Source organism: Nonomuraea lactucae (assembly GCF_003313395.1).
In the GTDB taxonomy this organism is placed as follows: domain Bacteria; phylum Actinomycetota; class Actinomycetes; order Streptosporangiales; family Streptosporangiaceae; genus Nonomuraea; species Nonomuraea lactucae.
In genome coordinates, this window is the sequence record NZ_QNFZ01000130.1 from 1 (window position 1) to 18,104 (window position 18,104).

Annotated in this window: 18 protein-coding genes; 11 read left to right on the top strand and 7 right to left on the bottom strand. The window is 71.1% G+C overall.

The genetic code is table 11. From position 1 onward, the window contains the following. Window positions 1-214 precede the first annotated feature (214 nt). Window positions 215-475 carry a DUF3039 domain-containing protein gene (locus DQW85_RS09130; protein WP_113699932.1) on the bottom strand — a complete coding sequence of 87 codons (261 nt, stop codon included), beginning with the start codon at window positions 473-475 and terminating at the stop codon, window positions 215-217. Window positions 476-601: 126 nt separating this feature from the next. Further along, a complete protein-coding gene (locus DQW85_RS09135) occupies window positions 602-1,180 on the bottom strand; it encodes a YqgE/AlgH family protein (protein ID WP_113699933.1) in 579 nt (192 codons plus the stop codon). 591 nt (window positions 1,181-1,771) lie between these two features. On the opposite strand from DQW85_RS09135, the gene DQW85_RS09140 reads away from it, so the two are divergent. Both DQW85_RS09140 and DQW85_RS09145 read left to right on the top strand, forming a co-directional pair. Next, window positions 1,772-2,605, top strand: coding sequence for a helix-turn-helix domain-containing protein (locus tag DQW85_RS09140; RefSeq protein ID WP_205314998.1), 834 nt, complete (start codon window positions 1,772-1,774; stop codon window positions 2,603-2,605). Next, on the top strand, window positions 2,493-2,882 hold the full coding sequence (locus DQW85_RS09145) for an NUDIX domain-containing protein (protein WP_205314995.1): 390 nt from the start codon (window positions 2,493-2,495) through the stop codon (window positions 2,880-2,882). The genes DQW85_RS09140 and DQW85_RS09145 overlap by 113 nt, the downstream gene beginning before the upstream one ends. Window positions 2,883-3,077: 195 nt before the next feature. Here the strand turns inward: DQW85_RS09145 and DQW85_RS09150 are convergent, their stop codons facing one another. The 4 genes from DQW85_RS09150 to DQW85_RS09165 are packed head-to-tail and all read right to left on the bottom strand — an operon-like array spanning window position 3,078 to window position 6,744. Next, the gene (locus DQW85_RS09150) at window positions 3,078-4,487 is read right to left on the bottom strand and encodes an NAD-dependent malic enzyme (RefSeq protein ID WP_113699935.1); all 1,410 of its coding nucleotides are present in this window, start codon (window positions 4,485-4,487) and stop codon (window positions 3,078-3,080) included. A gap of 56 nt (window positions 4,488-4,543) precedes the next feature. Continuing rightward, window positions 4,544-5,173, bottom strand: coding sequence for a cytidylate kinase-like family protein (locus DQW85_RS09155; protein WP_113699936.1), 630 nt, complete (start codon window positions 5,171-5,173; stop codon window positions 4,544-4,546). A gap of 23 nt (window positions 5,174-5,196) precedes the next feature. Then, complete coding sequence (locus DQW85_RS09160; RefSeq protein ID WP_113699937.1) at window positions 5,197-6,141, bottom strand: tetratricopeptide repeat protein; 945 nt, start codon at window positions 6,139-6,141, stop codon at window positions 5,197-5,199. A gap of 60 nt (window positions 6,142-6,201) precedes the next feature. Next, entirely contained in the window at window positions 6,202-6,744 is a 543-nt protein-coding gene (locus DQW85_RS09165) for a MarR family winged helix-turn-helix transcriptional regulator (RefSeq protein ID WP_113699938.1), read from the bottom strand. A 200-nt stretch (window positions 6,745-6,944) separates the two neighbouring features. On the opposite strand from DQW85_RS09165, the gene DQW85_RS09170 reads away from it, so the two are divergent. From DQW85_RS09170 to DQW85_RS09180, 3 genes are all read left to right on the top strand, one after another. Then, window positions 6,945-8,330 (top strand): hypothetical protein, encoded by a 1,386-nt coding sequence (locus DQW85_RS09170; protein WP_113699939.1) that lies wholly within the window; start codon window positions 6,945-6,947, stop codon window positions 8,328-8,330. Between the two features lie 27 nt (window positions 8,331-8,357). Then, window positions 8,358-9,029, top strand: a complete 672-nt coding sequence (locus tag DQW85_RS09175) for a DUF4230 domain-containing protein (protein ID WP_113699940.1) — start codon at window positions 8,358-8,360, stop codon at window positions 9,027-9,029. A gap of 285 nt (window positions 9,030-9,314) precedes the next feature. Next, a complete protein-coding gene (locus DQW85_RS09180; protein WP_113699941.1) occupies window positions 9,315-10,886 on the top strand; it encodes a nitrilase-related carbon-nitrogen hydrolase in 1,572 nt (523 codons plus the stop codon). Here the strand turns inward: DQW85_RS09180 and DQW85_RS09185 are convergent. Then, entirely contained in the window at window positions 10,870-11,886 is a 1,017-nt protein-coding gene (locus DQW85_RS09185; RefSeq protein WP_113699942.1) for an AraC family transcriptional regulator, read from the bottom strand. The two genes, DQW85_RS09180 and DQW85_RS09185, sit on opposite strands and share 17 nt — an antisense overlap. A gap of 171 nt (window positions 11,887-12,057) precedes the next feature. Between DQW85_RS09185 and DQW85_RS09190 the strand changes: the two genes are divergently transcribed. The 6 genes from DQW85_RS09190 to DQW85_RS09215 form a co-directional block, all read left to right on the top strand. Beyond that, on the top strand, window positions 12,058-13,686 hold the full coding sequence (locus DQW85_RS09190) for an AMP-binding protein (protein WP_113699943.1): 1,629 nt from the start codon (window positions 12,058-12,060) through the stop codon (window positions 13,684-13,686). A 3-nt stretch (window positions 13,687-13,689) separates the two neighbouring features. Beyond that, a complete protein-coding gene (locus DQW85_RS09195; RefSeq protein ID WP_113699944.1) occupies window positions 13,690-14,553 on the top strand; it encodes a MaoC/PaaZ C-terminal domain-containing protein in 864 nt (287 codons plus the stop codon). A gap of 30 nt (window positions 14,554-14,583) precedes the next feature. Continuing rightward, window positions 14,584-15,789, top strand: a complete 1,206-nt coding sequence (locus tag DQW85_RS09200) for a lipid-transfer protein (protein WP_113699945.1) — start codon at window positions 14,584-14,586, stop codon at window positions 15,787-15,789. 34 nt (window positions 15,790-15,823) lie between these two features. Then, a complete protein-coding gene (locus DQW85_RS09205; RefSeq protein WP_205314996.1) occupies window positions 15,824-16,708 on the top strand; it encodes an SDR family oxidoreductase in 885 nt (294 codons plus the stop codon). A gap of 32 nt (window positions 16,709-16,740) precedes the next feature. Beyond that, on the top strand, window positions 16,741-17,865 hold the full coding sequence (locus DQW85_RS09210; RefSeq protein WP_113699947.1) for an acyl-CoA dehydrogenase family protein: 1,125 nt from the start codon (window positions 16,741-16,743) through the stop codon (window positions 17,863-17,865). A 68-nt stretch (window positions 17,866-17,933) separates the two neighbouring features. Then, a partial coding sequence (locus DQW85_RS09215; RefSeq protein WP_205314997.1) for a CoA transferase occupies window positions 17,934-18,104 on the top strand: 171 nt, incomplete at its 3' end.

Below are 18,104 nucleotides of genomic sequence, written 5' to 3' on the forward strand. Positions count from 1 at the left end.
CGCAGGGCCCCGTGGGCGTGCCCGGCCGGTGGCGCGCAGCGGGAGGCCGCGAGCGCGACGGCGTCGAGGTGGAGCGGCGGCGTGAGCCCGGCCGCGAGCAGGCATGCCAACGAGACGGCGGTCGCGCGCCGGGCCATGCAATCCCCCGTGACGGTCTGGTCAGGTCTGACTACAGACCGTAGCCCTCCGGGCGAGGATCACATGGCATCAACACTCACTGGTTGCCGTCGCCCCCGTCACCGCCGCCCGGTGGCAGACCTTCGTAGATCTCCTTGCACTCGGGGCAGACGGGATATTTCTTCGGGTCACGGCTCGGCACCCAGACCTTGCCGCACAGGGCGCGGATCGGCGTGCCGGTCACCATGCTCTCGGTGATCTTGTGCTTGTCCGCGTAGTGCGCGAACCGCTCGTGATCGCCGTCGCCGTGCGACGTCCGAGGCGTCGTCTCCTGCTCGGGGAGGATCTTCGTGCTCATCTCACAGAGTCTATGCCCCGCCGCCGACCTCCCCCGCGAACGCTTTCCCACGACGCGACACGGCCCCCGCCGTCCGGCCGGGAGCCACGCCGAGTTCCGCCGGTTCTGCGAGTTCTGCTGGTTCTGCTAGTTCTGCGTGGGATCGTCCGGGCAGTTCGCGACGAAGGCCAGCTCGCCCGGCTGCCGCCGCAGCACGTGGCGCCAGAGCGAGCCGGGCTCGGCGTGGAAGGTGTCGCCCGCCTCCGAGTCGACCACGTACCACGCCCCCTCGGCGATCTCGCTCTCCAGCTGCCCCGCCGTCCAGCCCGCGTAACCGGCGAAGATCCGCATCTGGGAGATCTCGCCCTGCAGGATCTCGGGCGGCGCGTCGAGGTCCACGGTGCCGAGCCGCGACACCGCCGGCGTGCCCGCGTGCAGCCTGCGCCAGCCCAGCGGCTCCTCGCCGCTCGGGACGGCCGCGAGCGCCAGCGCGCTGTCGGTCTGCACGGGCCCGCCCTGGAACAGCACCGACGGCCCGGTGACCAGCGGGTCCCACACGGGGAGCACCTGCGTCACGGAGATCTCGCTCGGCCGGTTGAGCACCACACCGAGGGTGCCACCGTCGTTGTCGTGTTCGAGGATCAGGACGACACTACGCCGGAAGTTGGGGTCATCGAGTAGCGGCGTGGCCACCAACAGACCGCCGACGTAGATCGCTTCCGCCATACCTCCATGATGAGGGGTCAAGTACCCATCTCGCTCCCCCGGTCCAGGGATGTCACGTTTTGCCCTCGTAGCGCCCTGACGCTGCACTCCTCTGCACGAGCATGTAATTCAGGGCTTGGTCACGAAGATCAGGCCAGGCCTCGCAGACTCGGCCTCCAGGTGCTTGTGCAACTCGCCCAGGTTGGCCCCGCACCGTACATTCGAGAGCCCCCGGCAGCCTCCTGGATCTTCCAATCGGGGAATGCGCTGATCACATCACGCAGGGTCACAGTCAGGATGGCTCCCCGGCGATCGGCTCGGACAGCGGGTGTGTGGCACGAAGGTCCGCATACCGGAGGGCGATTCGTCGGGCTGCCCGTTCGGGGTCGGTGGCCGGATGCCAGGCACACCTGGGTAGCCCATGTGAGCCGGCGCGGCCGACCTGCCACCAGAAACGATCTCCATTCGTCCAGACCGCCAAGGGCATCCACTGGCGCAGCGTGGGCACTGTCCCCTGCGGACTCATCCGCACACCTCCGGAACGTCTTGGGAGATCAAGAAACGTCCCGCAAGGGCCTTGAAACGTCCTGGGGCGTCACGTCCACTAGAGTCGTGAACGAACGTTTGCGAACGGCGATGTTGCGACACGGCGTTGCGATGGAGGACCTCGCGGAGGTCTGCGGGGTGGAGCCCAAGACCGTGGAACGGTGGATCAACACGGGCAGGGTCCCGCATCGTCGCCATCGGTGGGCGGCGGCCAAGAAGCTCAGTGCCGACGAAACATATCTATGGCCTGACGTCCTGGAAAGCAGCCAGCCACAGAAGAGTCGCGCGAGCCGATCCGAGTTGGTGGAGGTCTTCCCCGATCGAGCCAGCGTGCCCCGCGAGCTGTGGCTACGGCTCATGGTCGAAGCGCAGGAACGCTTAGACGTCTTGGTCATGCTGGCTGCCGCCGCCGAACGCGGTGTGTCCGTTCGCCTCTGCTTCGGCGACCCGGCCGCACAGGCCGTCGAGATCCGAGATCGTGAGGAGGGACTTGGCGGGACCTTGGCAGCCAAGATCCGTTCGTCCCTCACCTACTACAAGGCTCTACCTGACCTCGACAACTGCGAGATCAGGTTGCACGCCATCACGTTGTACGCGTCTCTGTTCCGCTATGACGACGACATCTTGGCGAACCCTCACGCGTACGGGGAGCCAGCTTCAGCCAACCCGACCTTTCACTTTCGCCGACTCGACGGAGGGGTGATCGCCGACCACTACATGACGTCATTCGAGCGCGTGTGGGCCGAGGCGCAGCCTTGGTCTGGTACCGGCATGCGGCACAGTCACCGTGGACGAGGCGGGCCGCATCCTTCTGCAACGCAGACGCGATACGGGACAGTGGGCGTTGCCCATGGGAAAGATGGAGATCGGCGAGACACCCTCACAGTGCGCCGTTCGTGAGACCGAGGAGGAGACCGGCGTTCGCGTCGAGCCGGTGGGCATACTCGGCATCTACTCGGACCCCGCTCACATCGTCGCCTACACCGATGGGGAGATCCGCCAGGAGTACGAAGTGATGCTCATCGCTCGCCCGGTAGGAGGCGCGCCGGGTGCCAACGACGAGGCTAGCGACGTGCGGTGGGTCGAGCCCGAGGCTCTCCGCACGCTCGATATTCACCCGACCCAATGGCGACAGCTCAACGACTACCTGGCGGGTGCGGGGCCGCACGTTGACTGACAACCCAGGCACCCATTCGACCCAGGAAGCAGCCTCTAGGCGAAAACGCCGTGAAACGGAGGGCACGGCCCACGAAGCGCCGTGACGGCGGCCCGCCACACGCGGGTCAGCGGGCGTCTCCCTGGAGGCGCTCAGCCCCGTGCGGCGAGTGGGCCCTCGTTGGCCGTGCCGTAAAAGCCGGTCTTCGAAGGGTCGTCACGCCTCCGTGAAGCCGCGGGCGCGTCCGCCGGCGGACTCGCGGACGGCGGCGGCGACGGCGGTGGCCACGTCGGGGTGGAAGACGCTGGGGATGATGTAGTTGGGGCCGAGCTCCTCGGGCGAGACGACGGCGGCGAGGGCCCTGGCGGCGGCCAGCAGCATCTGCTGGCTGACCTCCGTCGCCTGGGCGTCCAGGAGGCCGCGGAACACGCCGGGGAAGGCCAGCACGTTGTTGATCTGGTTGGGGTAGTCGGAGCGGCCGGTGGCCACCACGGCGGCGTGCTCGCGGGCGTCGTCGGGCGAGACCTCGGGCTCGGGGTTGGCCAGCGCGAACACCACCGCGTCCGGGGCCATCGTGGCCACGTCGTCGCCCGTCAGGATGCCGGGCGCGGAGACGCCCACGAACACGTCGGCGTCCTTGACCGCGCCGCGCAGGTCGCCCGCGTAGCCTTCGGCGTTGGTGTGGTCGGCGATCCACTGCAGCGACGCGTCGAGGTCGTCACGGCCCTTGTGGACGGCGCCGAGGTAGTCGCAGACCACCACGTTGCGTGCGCCCGCGGCGATCAGCAGGCGCAGCACCGCGTTGCCGGCCGCGCCCGCCCCCGCCATGGTGATCTTCACGTCCTCCAGGGACTTGCGCACCACGCGCAGCGCGTTGGTGAGGGCGGCGAGCACGCAGATGGCGGTGCCGTGCTGGTCGTCATGGAAGACCGGGATGTCGAGCAGCTCGCGCAGCCGCCGCTCCACCTCGAAGCAGCGCGGCGCGGAGATGTCCTCCAGGTTGATGCCGCCGAAGCCGGGCGCGACGAGCTGGACCGTGCGGACGATCTCGTCGACGTCCTGCGTGTCGAGGCAGATGGGCCAGGCGTCGATGCCCGCGAAGCGTTTGAACAACGCCGCCTTGCCCTCCATCACCGGCAGCGCCGCCTCCGGGCCGATGTTGCCGAGGCCGAGCACCGCCGAGCCGTCGGTGACCACGGCGACCGTGTTGCGCTTGATGGTCAGCCGCCGCGCGTCCTCCTTGTTGCGGGCGATCGCCATCGACACCCGGGCGACGCCGGGGGTGTAGGCCATGGACAGCTCGTCGCGGTTGCGCAGCGGCACCTTCGACACCATCTCGATCTTGCCGCCGAGGTGCATGAGGAAGGTGCGGTCGGAGACCTTGTGGATGACGACGCCCTCGACGGCCTCGAGCTGGTCGACGATGGCCTGGGCGTGGTCGGTGTCCCTGGCGGCGCAGGTGACGTCGATGCGGAGCTTCTCGTGGCCCGCGTTGGTGACGTCGAGGGCCGTGACCACGCCCCCCGCCGACTCTACGGCGTGGGTGAGCTGGCTGACGGCCTTGCCGCCGGCGGGCACCTCGAGCCGCACGGTGATGGAGTACGACACACTGGGGACGGTCGCCACGTCAATCGCTCCTTCGGGCCTGACCAGGAAGTCCTCCCATGGTAGGGGGAACCGGTTCAGTCCAGCGCCTCGGCTGCGGCGACCACCAAGTCCACGCAGGTGGGCACGGGGATGGTCGTACTGTCGATCACCAGATGATACAGGCAGGCGTCGGTGCAGTCGGCCCGGTAGAAGTGGCGCACGTAGGCGGTGCGGGCCCGGTCGGCGTCCTCGATGATCTTGCGGGCCGCGCGCTCGCTGATCTCGCCGAAGGTCGCGGTCTGCCGCACCCGCCGGTTCAGCGGGGCGTCGAGCCTGACGTGCAGCGCGCCGGGATGGTCGGCGAGCACGATGGCCCCCGCCCGGCCGAGGAAGACGCCGCCCTGGGTACGGGCCGTCTCCTTGAGTATGCGTTCGGTACGGCGGACGAACTCCTCCGGCGCGAGGGGCATCGCGCCGGGGACGTACATGTCCACGCCTCCGAAGGTGACCGTCGGCAGCCGCATCGCGCTGGACAGGATCCTGCCGAGGCCGTGTTCGGCCCTGTCGTCGTGGACCAGCGCCTCCTCCAGGGTGCAGCCGAGCTCCTGGGAGACGGCGCTGGGGATGGCGCGGTCGACGAAGGGCACGCCAAGCCGCTCGGCCACTGCCGGGCCGATGTGACTCCCGGCCGTGCCGTACGTCGCCGAGATCGTGACGACCCGCATAGCTCCAGGTTAGAGCCTCCGGGTCAGAACAGCGCGCTCGCCAGGGCTCTGCGTGCTCTGGCCAGAGAGGGATCGTCGGAGGGCAGCGCCTCGAACAGCCCGAGCAGGTGGCGTCTGGCCTGGTCACGGTCGTCGCCCGAGGTGCGCTTGACCACGCCGATGATCCGGTCGAACGCCTCGTCCACCGCGCCCGACAGCATCTCCAGGTCGGCGGCGAGCAGCTGGGCGTCCATGTCGGAGGGGTCCGCCATGCGGCGCTGCACCTCGGCGGGGTCGACGCCCTCGGTGCGCTTGATGAGGTTGACGCCCGCCAGCCCCATCTTGGCGTCCTCGTCGCCGGGCGAGCGGGCCAGCAGCCGCTCGTAGGCGGCGGCCGCCTCGTCGAGGTCGCCCTTCTCGATGGCCTGCTCCGCCGCCGCCAGGTCGGGGTCGGCCGGAGGCGGTGCGGGCGCCTCCTCGTCACCCGCCGGGGCGGGCCGGGCGTCGGGGTTGGCCTGGTAGAACTGCTCGACCGCGCCCATCAGCTCGTCGAGCCAGCGGCGCACCTCCTGCTCGGGCAGCACCTGCTGGAAGCCGGTGACGGCCTGCCCCTGGAAGATGGCCAGCACCGTCGGCACCGCCTGCACGCGCAGCGCCTGGGCGATCTGCGGGCTGGCGTCGACGTTGACCCTGGCGAGGACGGCCCTGCCGCCCAGGCCGCCGACGACCTTCTCCAGCACCGGGCTGAGCTGGGCGCTGCCGGGGGCCCGCGGCGACCACAGGTCGAGCACGACGGGCACGGTCATCGAGCGGTCGACGACGTCGGTCGTGAAGGTCTCCTCGGTCACGTCGACGACCGAGCCGGCCGAGCCGGCCGACGCCGCCTGGGGCCCCGCGGCCTCGCGCCGGGCCTGCGCCTCCAGAGCCTGCTTACGCGCGCCCAGGTCGATCGCTCCGTAGAGCGACCCGGGCCTTGAGAAGTCCGCCATGCTCCTCATCTTGCCGCATTCGCGGGAACCGCGAAGCCACCGGGCGGGGCCGCCCCCGCGTCACCCGCCGAAGTCGCCCGCCGCCACCCGCAGCGTGCGGAGCTGGTCGAACATGCGCCGCTGGTCGTCCTCGCCGTACATCGAGAGCCCGAAGTCCGCCGCCATCAGGTCGGCCGTCGCCCGCCGTACGACGTCGCGGCCCGCGTCGGTGATCTCCGCGAGCACGCCGCGCCCGTCTCGCGGGTTGCGCATCCGGCTCACCAATCCCGACCTCTCCAGCCGGTCAACCGTGTTCGTGACGCTGGTCGGGTGGACCATGAGACGCTCTCCGATCTTCCACAGCGGCAGCGCGCCCGTCCTGCTGAAGGTCAAGAGCACCAGGGCCTCGTACCTCGCGAAGGTCAAGTCGTAGGGCTTGAGGAGCGAGTCAAGTTGCGAGAGCAGTATCTGGTGCGCTCTCATGATCGAAGTGACGGCGGCCATGGCGGAAGAGGGTCCGAATTGAACACGCCAGGTCTGCGCGGCGCGTTCGATGGGGTCGAACGGCAGATTGAGCGGCTTCGGCTGAGACACAGCGCTACGGTAGCGCGCTACTCGTCCCATTTGGCCTGGTTACTCTGAGCTATCAGATTCACTGCTTGGCCAAGAATCCGGACGTCAATCATCACGCTCAGTTATGGTTCTCGCATCGAATGGTGACGCGGATCCCAAGTCCACCGGCGGTGGGGACCTGCCCGGACTGTTTTCTTCCGCTTTCGCCAAGGGGGCACGGGGGTGCTTGATGAACTTGAACGGGAAGACGCGTGCGTGAGCACGCGGGCGTTTCACGTGAGGAGCTGAAGCAGAGCGCGGCCGTCACGGTCGCCGTGCTGCTCGCGCTCGGCCTGGTCGCGGCGTGGAGCGTCCTGATTCCTGGCGTGGACGCCTGGGAGAACATCGTGGCCGCGGTCATCGGCTCGCTCCGGCTGACGGGGCCCGTGGCCGCCGCCTTCGCCGCGTGGGTGGCGCTGCGCAAGCGCCGGGCGCTGCGCGGCCGGCCGCTGAACGCGTGGCGGGCGCTCAAGGCGCCGCTGGCCATCGTCGTGGTCGTGCTGGGCTCGTTCGCCGCGACCGTGCTGGTGCTGGCCGTGAAGACCGTGCTCACCGAGCAGGCGGGACGGCTGAGCCTGCCCGGGCTGGGCGTGGGCATGGCGGGGCTGGCCCTGTACTCGGTGATCGGGTGGGTCGCGGGCTGGCTCGCGCCCCGGGCTGTCACGCCGCCGCTGGCCGGGCTGGGCTGCTACGGGCTGTTCAGCTGGCTGGCCGACGGCGAGACCTGGGCCGACCGGCTGGCGCCGGGCACGGGTGAGCCGTACGACCTGTTCCAGGGGCTGAGCGCGGCGGCGTTCTTCGACCAGACGATCTGGCTGCTCGGCGTCACCACGGCGCTGCTGCTGGGCTGGACGGCGATGGTCACCAGGCAGGCGCTGGTGCTCGCGTTCGCGCTGCTGGCCGTGCTGGCCGCGGGCGCGGGGGTGGCGCGGCTGCTGGCCGAGCCGAAGCCGGCGGCGGCGCAGGACATCGCCTACGCCTGCCAGGAGTGGCCGATCACGGTCTGCCTCCATCCGGGCATGCGGGCGGGCCTCACCGAGGTGGGGGCCTCGTTCACCAAGATCGCCTCAAGGCTGGCGGGCACGCCGGCGGCGTTCACCCGGGTGGAGCAGCGCCCGCTGGAGGACGAGCTCAGGCCGTCCGCGGGCCTCGCGCCGATCCACGTGCGCGACCTGTCCGCGGGGTTCGCCGACGAGGCGTCCTACGAGTACGTCGAGTCGCTCGCGGCCAAGTGCCCCGGCATCCCCGCCGACGGCTACCGCGACATCGTGATGGCCTGGCTGCGCGGCGAGCCGCTGCCCGGCGGGCCGCTGCCGGAGCACCAGTACGCCGCGGCCTGGTTCTCGGGGCTGAGCGAGCACCAGCGGCGCGACTGGCTGCGCATGTTCTTCAGCGACTTCCAGTCGTGCAAGCTGTCGAGCACCCACTTCGGCGGCGGTCCCGCGGAGGCCCTGGCCGGGCTCCCGGCAGGGACGCCGGCCGCTCCCCTGGCCGCGACGGCCTCCACCACGCCGCAGGTCTACCCGGTCTATCCGGGCCCGAGCGACAAGCCCTCACCGAGCTGGGGGCCGGAGATGTCACCAAAACGCTGGCAATGATCATCGCTGGCCGGGTAGGTCCATGACATGACGACTTCCCGAACGGCGCCCCCCACGGTCACCCCGGGGCGGCGCCGCAGGTGGCGATATGTCGCGGGCGTCCTGGTGCTCGCGGTGCTGCTCGTGGTGGGCGGGCGGCTGGCGTGGAGCTGGCTCGATCCGTTCGGCGAGCAGCCCATCGACCGCAGCCAGCCCGTGCTGTTGCAGTCGATCAAGGACCTGAGCCGGTTCGAGGCGGCGACGGGCAACTTCCAGGTCGTCGTCGATCTGGAGAAGGACGCCAACTTCCTGCCCGACGCCGTCAAGGGCACCCGCACCCTGTTCGTGGGCGCCGGCTCGGTGGACGCCTACGTCGACTTCTCGGCGCTGGCCGCCGGCGCTGTGACGGTCAACGCCGACCGTACCGAGGTCACCGTCCGCCTGCCGCGCGCGCAGCTCGAGAAGCCGAACCTCGACAACCGGCGCTCCTACGTCTTCGCGCAGCAGCGCGGGCTGCTCGACCGGGTGTCCGACTTTCTGTCGTCCTCTCCGGGGGACCAGCGGGAGCTGTACGTGCTCGCGGAGAAGAAGATCGCCGAGGCGGCCACCTCCAGCGACCTGCGGTCCAGGGCCGACGCCAACACCAAGGCCATGCTGGAGGGGCTGCTGAAGTCGCTCGGGTTCGCGAAGGTGACGGTGAAGTTCGCCGACGAGCCCTGACCCCCGGGCGCCGCCGGTGCGCGCGGTGGCGGCCGGGCCGATCTCGATCGGCTCGGTCATGGAAGAGGAGAGCTCCGGTCACAGCCCCCGGGCGGGCACGCCGGTTAGCGTCATCCCACGCCCGCTCTCGTCCGCCCGCCTGCCCTCTCCGGCGCCCCTCCGTCGGCATCCCACCAGCACCCCACCGGCGCCGAGCCGACGCCCTCCGTCTGTGTCCTCCGTCGGCGCGGAGTGATGCGGCCGCGCGGTCATCGGGCGAAGGCTCCGACGGCAGTGGAGGATCAGATGCACACAGATCAGGATGTCCGGCGAAGCGGGACGGGCGACGTGCCCCCCGGGGGGCCACCGGCGGCCCGGGTTCGGTGGCGCTGGGCCTGGCTGGCGGCGGGGACGCTGCTGTGGCTCCTCGCCGTCCACGGCCGCTTCGACGTCGCGGTGGCGGCCTGGCTGTCCCCCGTATTCCTCCTGAGGTTCGCCCGGACCGGCCCGGCACTCAACGGCCTGCTGATGGTGTGGGTGGCGTCCGCTCTGGCGGGGGTGTTCTGGATGGTCGAGACCGCCGTGCCGATGACGGCGATCACCGTCCTGGGGGTCATCGCGCTGGGCACCCTGACCGTCGTGCCGTACGTCGTGGACCGGCTCGTCACGCCGGCGGTGGGCACGGCCACGGCCCTGCTGCTGTTCCCGGCGGCGCTGGCGGCCTGCGAGTTCCTCATGACGGTCATCAGCCCGTTCGGCACCGCGTTCGGCGTGCCGGCCGCGACCCAGCATGACAGCCTGGCCCTGCTCCAGGTCGTGTCGGTGACCGGTCCCTACGGCGTGGGCTTTCTCATCGGCTGGTTCGCCACGGTGGCGAACCACATCTGGGACAACAGGGTCTGGGAGCACCGGGAGAACAGGCGCGGGGCGCGCACCGTGGTGGGCTCCTTCGCCGCCGTGCTCCTGCTCCTGCTGCTGGCGGGCGGGGCGCGGCTCGCGTTCTTCGCACCGGACGGCGACACCGTACGGGCTGCGGGCATCAGCCCGGACACCTCGGTCACCCGGGAGCTGCGCGGCGTGATCGGCGAGGACTCCACCCCCCAGAAGGTGGCGGGACAGGACCAGGCGGCCGTGCGGGCCGCCTTCGGCAAGGTCAACGCCAATCTGCTGGCCAGGACGCGGGAGGCGGCGCAGGCGGGCGCGGAGATCGTGATGTGGTCCGAGCAGGCGGCCGGCGTCCTGGCCGCCGACGAGCGGGCCTTCCTGAGCCAGGTGGCCGCCGTCGCCCGCGAGAACGGCGTCTACCTCCAGGCCGCCGTGTCCCTCTTCCTGCCACGGGCCCCGTACGCCGCCAACCGCACGTACATGTTCGACCCCACCGGCAGGCAGGTCTGGGTCTACAACAAGGCCCACCCCATCCCCGGGCTGGAGGCGTACCCACCCGGCGACGGCGTCGTGCCCGTCACCCGGACGCCCTACGGGCGGCTGGCCACGGTGATCTGCTTCGACGCCGACTTCCCCGAGTTGATGCGCGTGGACGCGGACATCATGATCGTGCCCGCCCGCGACTGGGCGGAGATCGGCCTGGTGCACAGCCAGAAGGCGAACCTGCGCTCGATCGAGAACGGGTACGCGATGATCCGGCAGGGCGAGTTCGGCGTGTCGGGAGCCTTCGACCCGCAGGGCCGGGTCCTCGCCGCGCACGACTACGGGGGCGCGGACCGGCACGTGGTGTTCTCCGACGTGCCCACGCGCGGGACCACCACCGTCTACCGCGTGGTCGGCGACGCCTTCGCCTGGCTGTGCCTGGCCGGCACGGTCGCCGCGATCGGCGTCTCGGTCCACCGGCGGCGCTCCCGGCTCAGCCCCTCGCCGTGAGGGCGTGCCGGTCGCGGTACTCGCCCGGTGGGCTGCCGACCCAGCGCGTGAAGGCACGCCGGAACGCGCTGGGCTCGGAGAACCCGAGCCGGTGGGAGATCTCGTCGATGGACTCCCTGCCGCGCTGCAGGCTGGCGACGGCGATGTCGCGGAGGAGCTCCTCCCGGATCTCGTGGAACGTGGTGCCCTCCTGCCGCAGGAGGCGGCGCATGTGCTGGGCGCTGATCGACAGCCGGGCGGCCACGTCGTCGGCGCGCGCCCAGTTGCTCATGTCGCCGCGTTCGAGGACATTGCGCACCCGGTCGGCGGTCGTCGTGCCGTAGTCGCGCTGGTGGATCAGATCGGTCGGCGACCGGCGGAGGTAGTGCAGCAGTTCCCGCTCCTCCCGCACGACGGGGGCGGCGAGAAGGCGGGCGTCGAAGGAGATCGACGCCACGGGAGCGTCGAAGGACGGCGTCCTGCCGAAGATCGGCGCGTATTCGGCGCTGTAGTGGGGCTCGGGGAAAGGCAGCTCCAGCCCCGAGAGCGGGATCCGCTGCGCGACGAGCCACGCCGGGAACCGGTGCACGAGGGTGAGCATGATCTCGGCCGCGAGCGGCCGTACTTCGACGGCCGGCTCGGCGGCGATCTCGATCCGGCAGCCGGAGCCGTCCACGACGAGACGGCTGCGCGTGTAGCCGGTGGTGATCGACGCGAACTCGACCAGGCGCCCGAGCGCGGTCCGCAGGTCCGGCGCGTGGATCAGCCCGAGCGAGATCATGCGGAAGGTGCCCGGGGGGACCGGCCGTGGCCCGAGCCGGAGCAGCTCGTCGCCGGTGAGCCGCCACAGGACCCGCATCACCTTGATCGTCTGCTCGCAGCTGACGTGGGAGGCGTTCGGCCGTGTCAGGGCGGGCCACAGCGAGGGGTCGCGCAGCGCGCGACGGACGTCGATCCCGGCTGTCTCGGCGGAGGCGATGGCCGCGCGGAGGAACTGGACCGCAACGCCGTTCGTGGACATAGCACACTTCCCTTGCCGTGCCGCCGACGGTAGCAGACGCCCGCGACGCCGCCAAAGCGCGAGCACTTCGGTCACGCATCCTGCGAGGTTGGGTCGTCCAGCTGGAGAGGCCCCCCGATTTAGATTTTCCGCACAGCCCCGATCCACCCGGTATGAAACAGAGGAACGAGCATGGGCGCACCGTCGGAGACGAGAATCCCGCCGCTGCACGCACTGAGGGTGCTCGTGCGGGCGGGGGTGCTGAACCCGTGGAAGCCCGGCCGGCTGCTGCGGCTCAAGCGCGATGCCGACCGGTGGGGTCCGATGCCCGCCGCGATCAGGGCCGCGGTCGCCGACGACCCCGACCGCGTCGGTCTCGTGGACGACCTCGGCGAGATGACCTACCGCGAGCTGGACACGCGCACGGACGCGATCGCCGCCGCCTGGTCGGCGAGAGGGATCGGGCCGGAGGCCGTCATCGGGCTGATGGGCCGCAACAACCGCGCCGCCGTCGAGACCGTCCTCGCCGCGGCCAAGCTCGGCGCGACGCTGGTCATGCTCAACTCCGGCTTCGGCGGGCCGCAGCTCCGGGAGGTCGTCGCCCGCGAGGGCGTCACGGTGCTGGTCCACGACGCCGAGTTCGCCGGTCTGGTCCCCGGGCTCCACGGCCTGGCCCTGTACGAGGGGTACCGGGCGGGTGACGGCGCCACGACCGCCACGTCGCTGGACGAGCTTGTGGCCGAAGGAAGGGGCGCGAGCCCGCCGGAGCCGGCCCGGCCCGGAACGATCATCCTGCTCACCGCGGGGACGACCGGCCTGCCCAAGGGCGCTCCGCGCAGGGTGAGGTCCACGGACGGGGTCGTCCAGTTGCTGGACCGGATCCCGCTCCGGGTCCGCGAGAGCACGTACGTGGCCGTCCCGCTGTTCCACGCGATCGGCCTGTTCCACATGATGACGGCCTTCAGCTTCGGCTCACGGGTGGTCCTGAGCAACCGGTTCGACGCGCGGCACGCCCTGGAGCTCGTGGAGCGGCACGGGTGCACGGCCGTCGTCGCCGTGCCGACGATGCTCAAGCGCATCCTCGACCTCGGCGAGGAGGAGATCAGGCGGCACGACCTGTCGGCGCTGCGGATCTTCTTCTGCGGCGGCTCCCTGCTGTCCGAGCGGCTCTCGGCGCGGGCCGCGGAGGTGCTGGGCGACGTGGTCTACAACATGTACGGCTCGACCGAGGTCTCGGTGTGCACCGTCGCCACGCCGGAGGACCTCAGGATCTCCCCCGGTTCCGCCGGGAAGCCGCCCGTCGGCGTCGTCGTCCGCCTGCTCGACGCCGAGGACCGCGTCATCTCCGCGCCCGGCACGACCGGCGCGATCCACGTCGCCACGAGGCTCAGCTTCTCCGGCTACACCGACGGCGGGAACAAGCGGGTCGTGGACGGGATGATGTCCACCGGCGACGTCGGCCACTTCGACGCGCACGGCAATCTCTTCGTGGACGGCCGCGAGGACGACATGATCGTCTCCGGTGGCGAGAACGTCTACCCCCGCGAGGTCGAGGATCTCCTGCTCACCCGCGACGACGTCGCCGAGGTCTGCGTGTGCGGGGTGCCCGACGAGGAGTACGGGCAGCGGCTGGCAGCCCACGTCGTCCCGCGGCCGGGCGCGTCGCCGGCCGCCGAGGAGATCCGGGCGTTCGTGAAGGCGAACCTGGCCCGCCACAAGGTGCCGCGCGACGTCGTGTTCCATCCCCGTCTGCCCCGCAACGCGATGGGCAAGGTCCTTCGGTCGGAGCTGATGTCCGACCCCGAAGTCAGGAAAGGGTGAGACTTGTCCGAGCATCACTTCGACAGAGCCCGCGTCGGGCGCTGGAGCGACGAGATCACGTTCGCGGTGGACCGGGAGCGGACCGTCGCCTACGCCGAGGCGACCAACGACCCGACAGCCCGGCACCTGAAGGGAGCCGTCGCTCCGCCTGTCTTCGCGGTCGTGCCCGTCTTCACCGAACTGGCCGCGACCACGCTGGCCGCCGTCCCGGACGAGCTCACGATGCGCATCCTCCACGGCGAGCAGGACTTCCGGTTCCACCGGCCGATCGTGCCCGGCGAGACGCTGCGCTGCCGCGCCAGGGTGGCCGGGATCCACGGCAAGTCCTCCGGGGTCGTGGTGACCACGGTCGCGCAGACGCGGGACGAGCAGGGCAAGCCCGTCAACGAGCAGTACTTCGCCGCCTTCTTCCGGGGCGGCGCCTGGCCCCACGAGGTGGGCACGCCGCCCCCGCCGCACCGCTTCGACGAGGCCCTGCGCGAGCGGGCGCCCGACTTCACGGTGCGGCAGAGATTCGACGACGACCAGACCTTCCGGTACGCGGGCCCGTCGGGCGACACCATGCCGATCCACCTCGACGACGAGATCGCCAGGAGGGCGGGCCTGCCCGGCATCATCGTGCACGGCCTGTGCACCATGGCGTTCACCTCGCACGCGATCCTGTCGCGGGTGGCGCCGGAGGCCCCCGAGCGGCTCAGGCGCCTCGCCGTCCGGTTCAGCGCCCCGGCACGGCCGGGCCAGGAGATGACGACCTCGATCTGGCGGTCGGGAGCCCGGGAAGGGCGCGACGGCTACGCCTTCGAGAGCACCGGCGACGACGGCACCCCCTTGATCAAGGACGGCCTCGCCGAGGTCGCGCGTGCCTGAGCCACGGACCACAGGACCCAGGGAGGGGCCATGAGCAGCGGTAACAGGGTGTTCGTCGTCGGTGTCGGCATGACGAGGTTCGAGAAACCCGGTCGCCGGGCGGACTGGGACTACCCCGACATGGCTCGCGAGTCGGGAACGCTCGCGCTGCGCGACGCGGGCATCGGCTTCGAGCAGATCGAGGAGGTCTACGTCGGTTATGTCTACGGCGACTCGACGGCCGGCCAGCGGGCGGTCTACGAGCTGGGCATGACGGGCGTCCCGATCGTCAACGTCAACAACAACTGCTCCACAGGCTCGACGGCGCTGTACCAGGCCGTGCGCGCCGTACGGGGCGGCCTGGCGGGCTGCGCGCTGGCCCTGGGCTTCGAGAAGATGCGTCCCGGCTCGCTGGGCAGCGTCTTCGAGGACCGCGAGCAGCCGCTGGCGCGGCACACCCGGGCGCTCGCGGAGCTGGTGGAGCCGGCCTTCCCGATGACGGCGTGGATGTTCGGGGCCGCGGGGGTCGAGCACATGAAGGAGTACGGCTCCACGCCCGAGCACTTCGCCAGGATCGCGGAGAAGAACCACCGCCACTCCGTCGCCAACCCCTACGCCCAGTTCCAGGAGGAGTACCCGCTGGAACGGATCCGGGCGGAGAAGATGATCTACGAGCCGATGCTGCTCACCCGCCCCCAGTGCTCGCCCACCTCCGACGGCTCCAGCGCGGTGGTCGTGGCGGGCGAGGACTTCGTCGACCGGCACGGCCTGGCCGGCCAGGCGGTCGAGGTCGTCGGGCAGGCGCTGGTCACCGACCTGCCCTCCACGTTCGAGTCGAGAACGGCACGGGACATCGTGGGGGCCGACATGAGCGCCGTCGCCGCGCGGGCCGTGTACGAGCAGGCCGGGCTGGGCCCCGGCGACGTCGACGTCATCGAGCTGCACGACTGCTTCTCGCCCAACGAGCTGCTCACCTACGAGGCCCTCGGGCTGGCGCCGGTCGGCGAGGGGCACACGCTCGTGGACGCGGGGGACACCACCTACGGAGGCAGGTGGGTGGTCAACCCGTCCGGCGGGCTCATCTCCAAGGGGCACCCGCTGGGCGCCACCGGGCTCGCCCAGTGCACCGAGCTCACCTGGCAACTGCGCGGCACCGCCGGCGCGAGGCAGGTCGAGGGCGCCCGGGTCGCGCTCCAGCACAACATCGGGCTCGGCGGGGCCGTGGTCGTGACCGCGTACCGGCCGGCCGAACGCTGACCCCATCCACCGAATCCACCAGAACAGGAGAGAGATGCCGATGAACGCCCTGGACGGCAAGGTCGCCATCATCACCGGCGCCGGCCGCGGGATCGGCCGGGCACACGCGCTGCGCTTCGCGGCCGAAGGAGCCGCCGTGGTCGTCAACGACCGCGGCACCGCCAACGACGGAAGCGGTGCCGACACCGGCCCCGCGCAGGACGTCGTGGAGGAGATCGTGGCGGCCGGCGGGCGCGCCGTGGCCAACGCCGACGACATCTCGACGTGGGAGGGCGCGAGGAGGCTGGTCTGCCAGGCCGTCGAGGAGTTCGGCACGCTCGACGTCCTGGTGAACAACGCCGGCATCCTGCGCGACCGGTTCATCACGGGCATGGACGAGAGCGAGTGGGACGCCGTGATCGCGGTGCACCTCAAGGGCCACTTCGCGATGCTCAGGCACGCCGCCGACCACTGGAAGGCGCGCTCGAAGGCGGGCGTCGCGGTGCGGGCGTCGGTCGTCAACACCGCGTCGGCCTCGGGCACGTTCATGACGCTCCCGGGACAGGCCAACTACGGCTCGGCCAAGGCGGGCATCGCCGAGCTCACCCAGGTGGCCGCGGCCGAGCTCCAGCGGTACGGGGTGCGCGTCAACGCCATCGCGCCGGTCGCGCGCACCCGGCTGACCCTGGCGACCCCGGGCATGGGCGAGATGTTCGCCAAGGAGGTGCCGGACGGTGAGTTCGACACGCTCGCCCCGGAGAACGTCGCGCCCGTCGCGGCCTACCTCGCCGGCGACGCCTGCCCGTTCACCGGCCGGGTGCTCGCGGTGCAGGGCGGCACGATCTCGGCCCTGGACAGGTGGCGGGTCGGCGAGACCGTCGAGACGGACGGGCCGTGGGAGATCGACGACCTCCACAAGCGCCTCAGCGCGTGGGCGTAGGGGGCGTCGTGCGGCCCCATCGCTCACGCTGGATGGACGAGGAGCTCGACCTCCTCGCCGGCCTGGCCCGCGACTTCTTCCGCAAGGAGTGCCTCCCGCACGAGGAGCGCTGGGCCGGTCAGCAGCACGTGGACAGGGAGGTGTGGACCAAGGCCGGCGAGCTCGGCCTGCTGTGCGCGAGCATCCCGGCGCGGTACGGAGGCGGAGGCGGCACGTTCGCGCACGAGGCGGTCATCCTGGTCGAGCAGCACCGCGCGCTGGCCCCGAGCTGGGGCGGCCCGCTGCACAGCACGGTCGTCGCCCACTACGTCAACGCGTACGGCACCGAGGAGCAGCGGCTCCGCTGGCTGCCCGGGATGGCGACCGCCGAGCTCGTCGGCGCCATCGCCATGACCGAGCCCGGCGCCGGCTCCGACCTGCGGGGCGTGCGCACGAGGGCGGTGCGCGACGGCGACGAGTACGTCATCACGGGTGCGAAGACGTTCATCTCGAACGGGCACCTGGCCGACTTCGTCATCGTCGTCGCCACGACCGACCCCGAAGCCGGCGCGCAGGGCATCTGCCTGTTCGGCGTCGAGACCGCCGGCCTGCCCGGGTTCCGGCGTGGCCGCAACCTCGACAAGATCGGCCAGCACGGCCAGGACACCTGCGAGCTCTTCTTCGAGGAGGTGCGCGTTCCCGCCGCGAACCTGATCGGCGGGGTCGAGGGACGCGGATTCGTCCAGCTCATGGAGCAGCTTCCGCAGGAACGCCTGTTCCTCGGGGTGATCGCGGCGGCGACCGTCGAGAAGGCGGTGCGGCTGGCGAGCGACTACGCCAAGGAGCGGACGGCGTTCGGCAAGCCGCTGATGGCCTTCCAGAACACGAGGTTCACGCTGGCCGAGTGCGACACGCTGGCGTCCGTCGCCTGGGCGTTCCTCGACGAGGCGATCGAGAGGCACCTCGCGGGCCGGCTCGACACCGTCGCGGCCTCGAAGGTGAAGTGGTGGCTCACCGAGCAGCAGTGCGCCGTCGTGGACCGGTGCCTGCAGGTGTTCGGCGGATACGGCTACATGGCCGAGTACCCGATCGCGCGGCTCTACACCGACGCCCGGGTCCAGAAGATCTACGGGGGCACGAACGAGATCATGAAGGAGCTCATCGCGCGCTCCCTCTGACCGTCCCCGGCCTCGTCCCCGGCCTCGTCGCCGGTTGAAGCGCTGCTCAGCGGAAGGAAGTCAAACGCATGGGACCCCTGACCGGAGTCCGTGTCATCGAGATCGCGAGCCTCGCCCCCGCCCCGTTCGGCTGCATGCTGCTGGCCGACCTCGGCGCGGAGGTGCTGCGCGTGGAGCGCCTGCGCGGCAGCCCCGGGTTCGCCCCGCCGCCCGGCCCGCTCGACCGCGGGCGGCGGAGC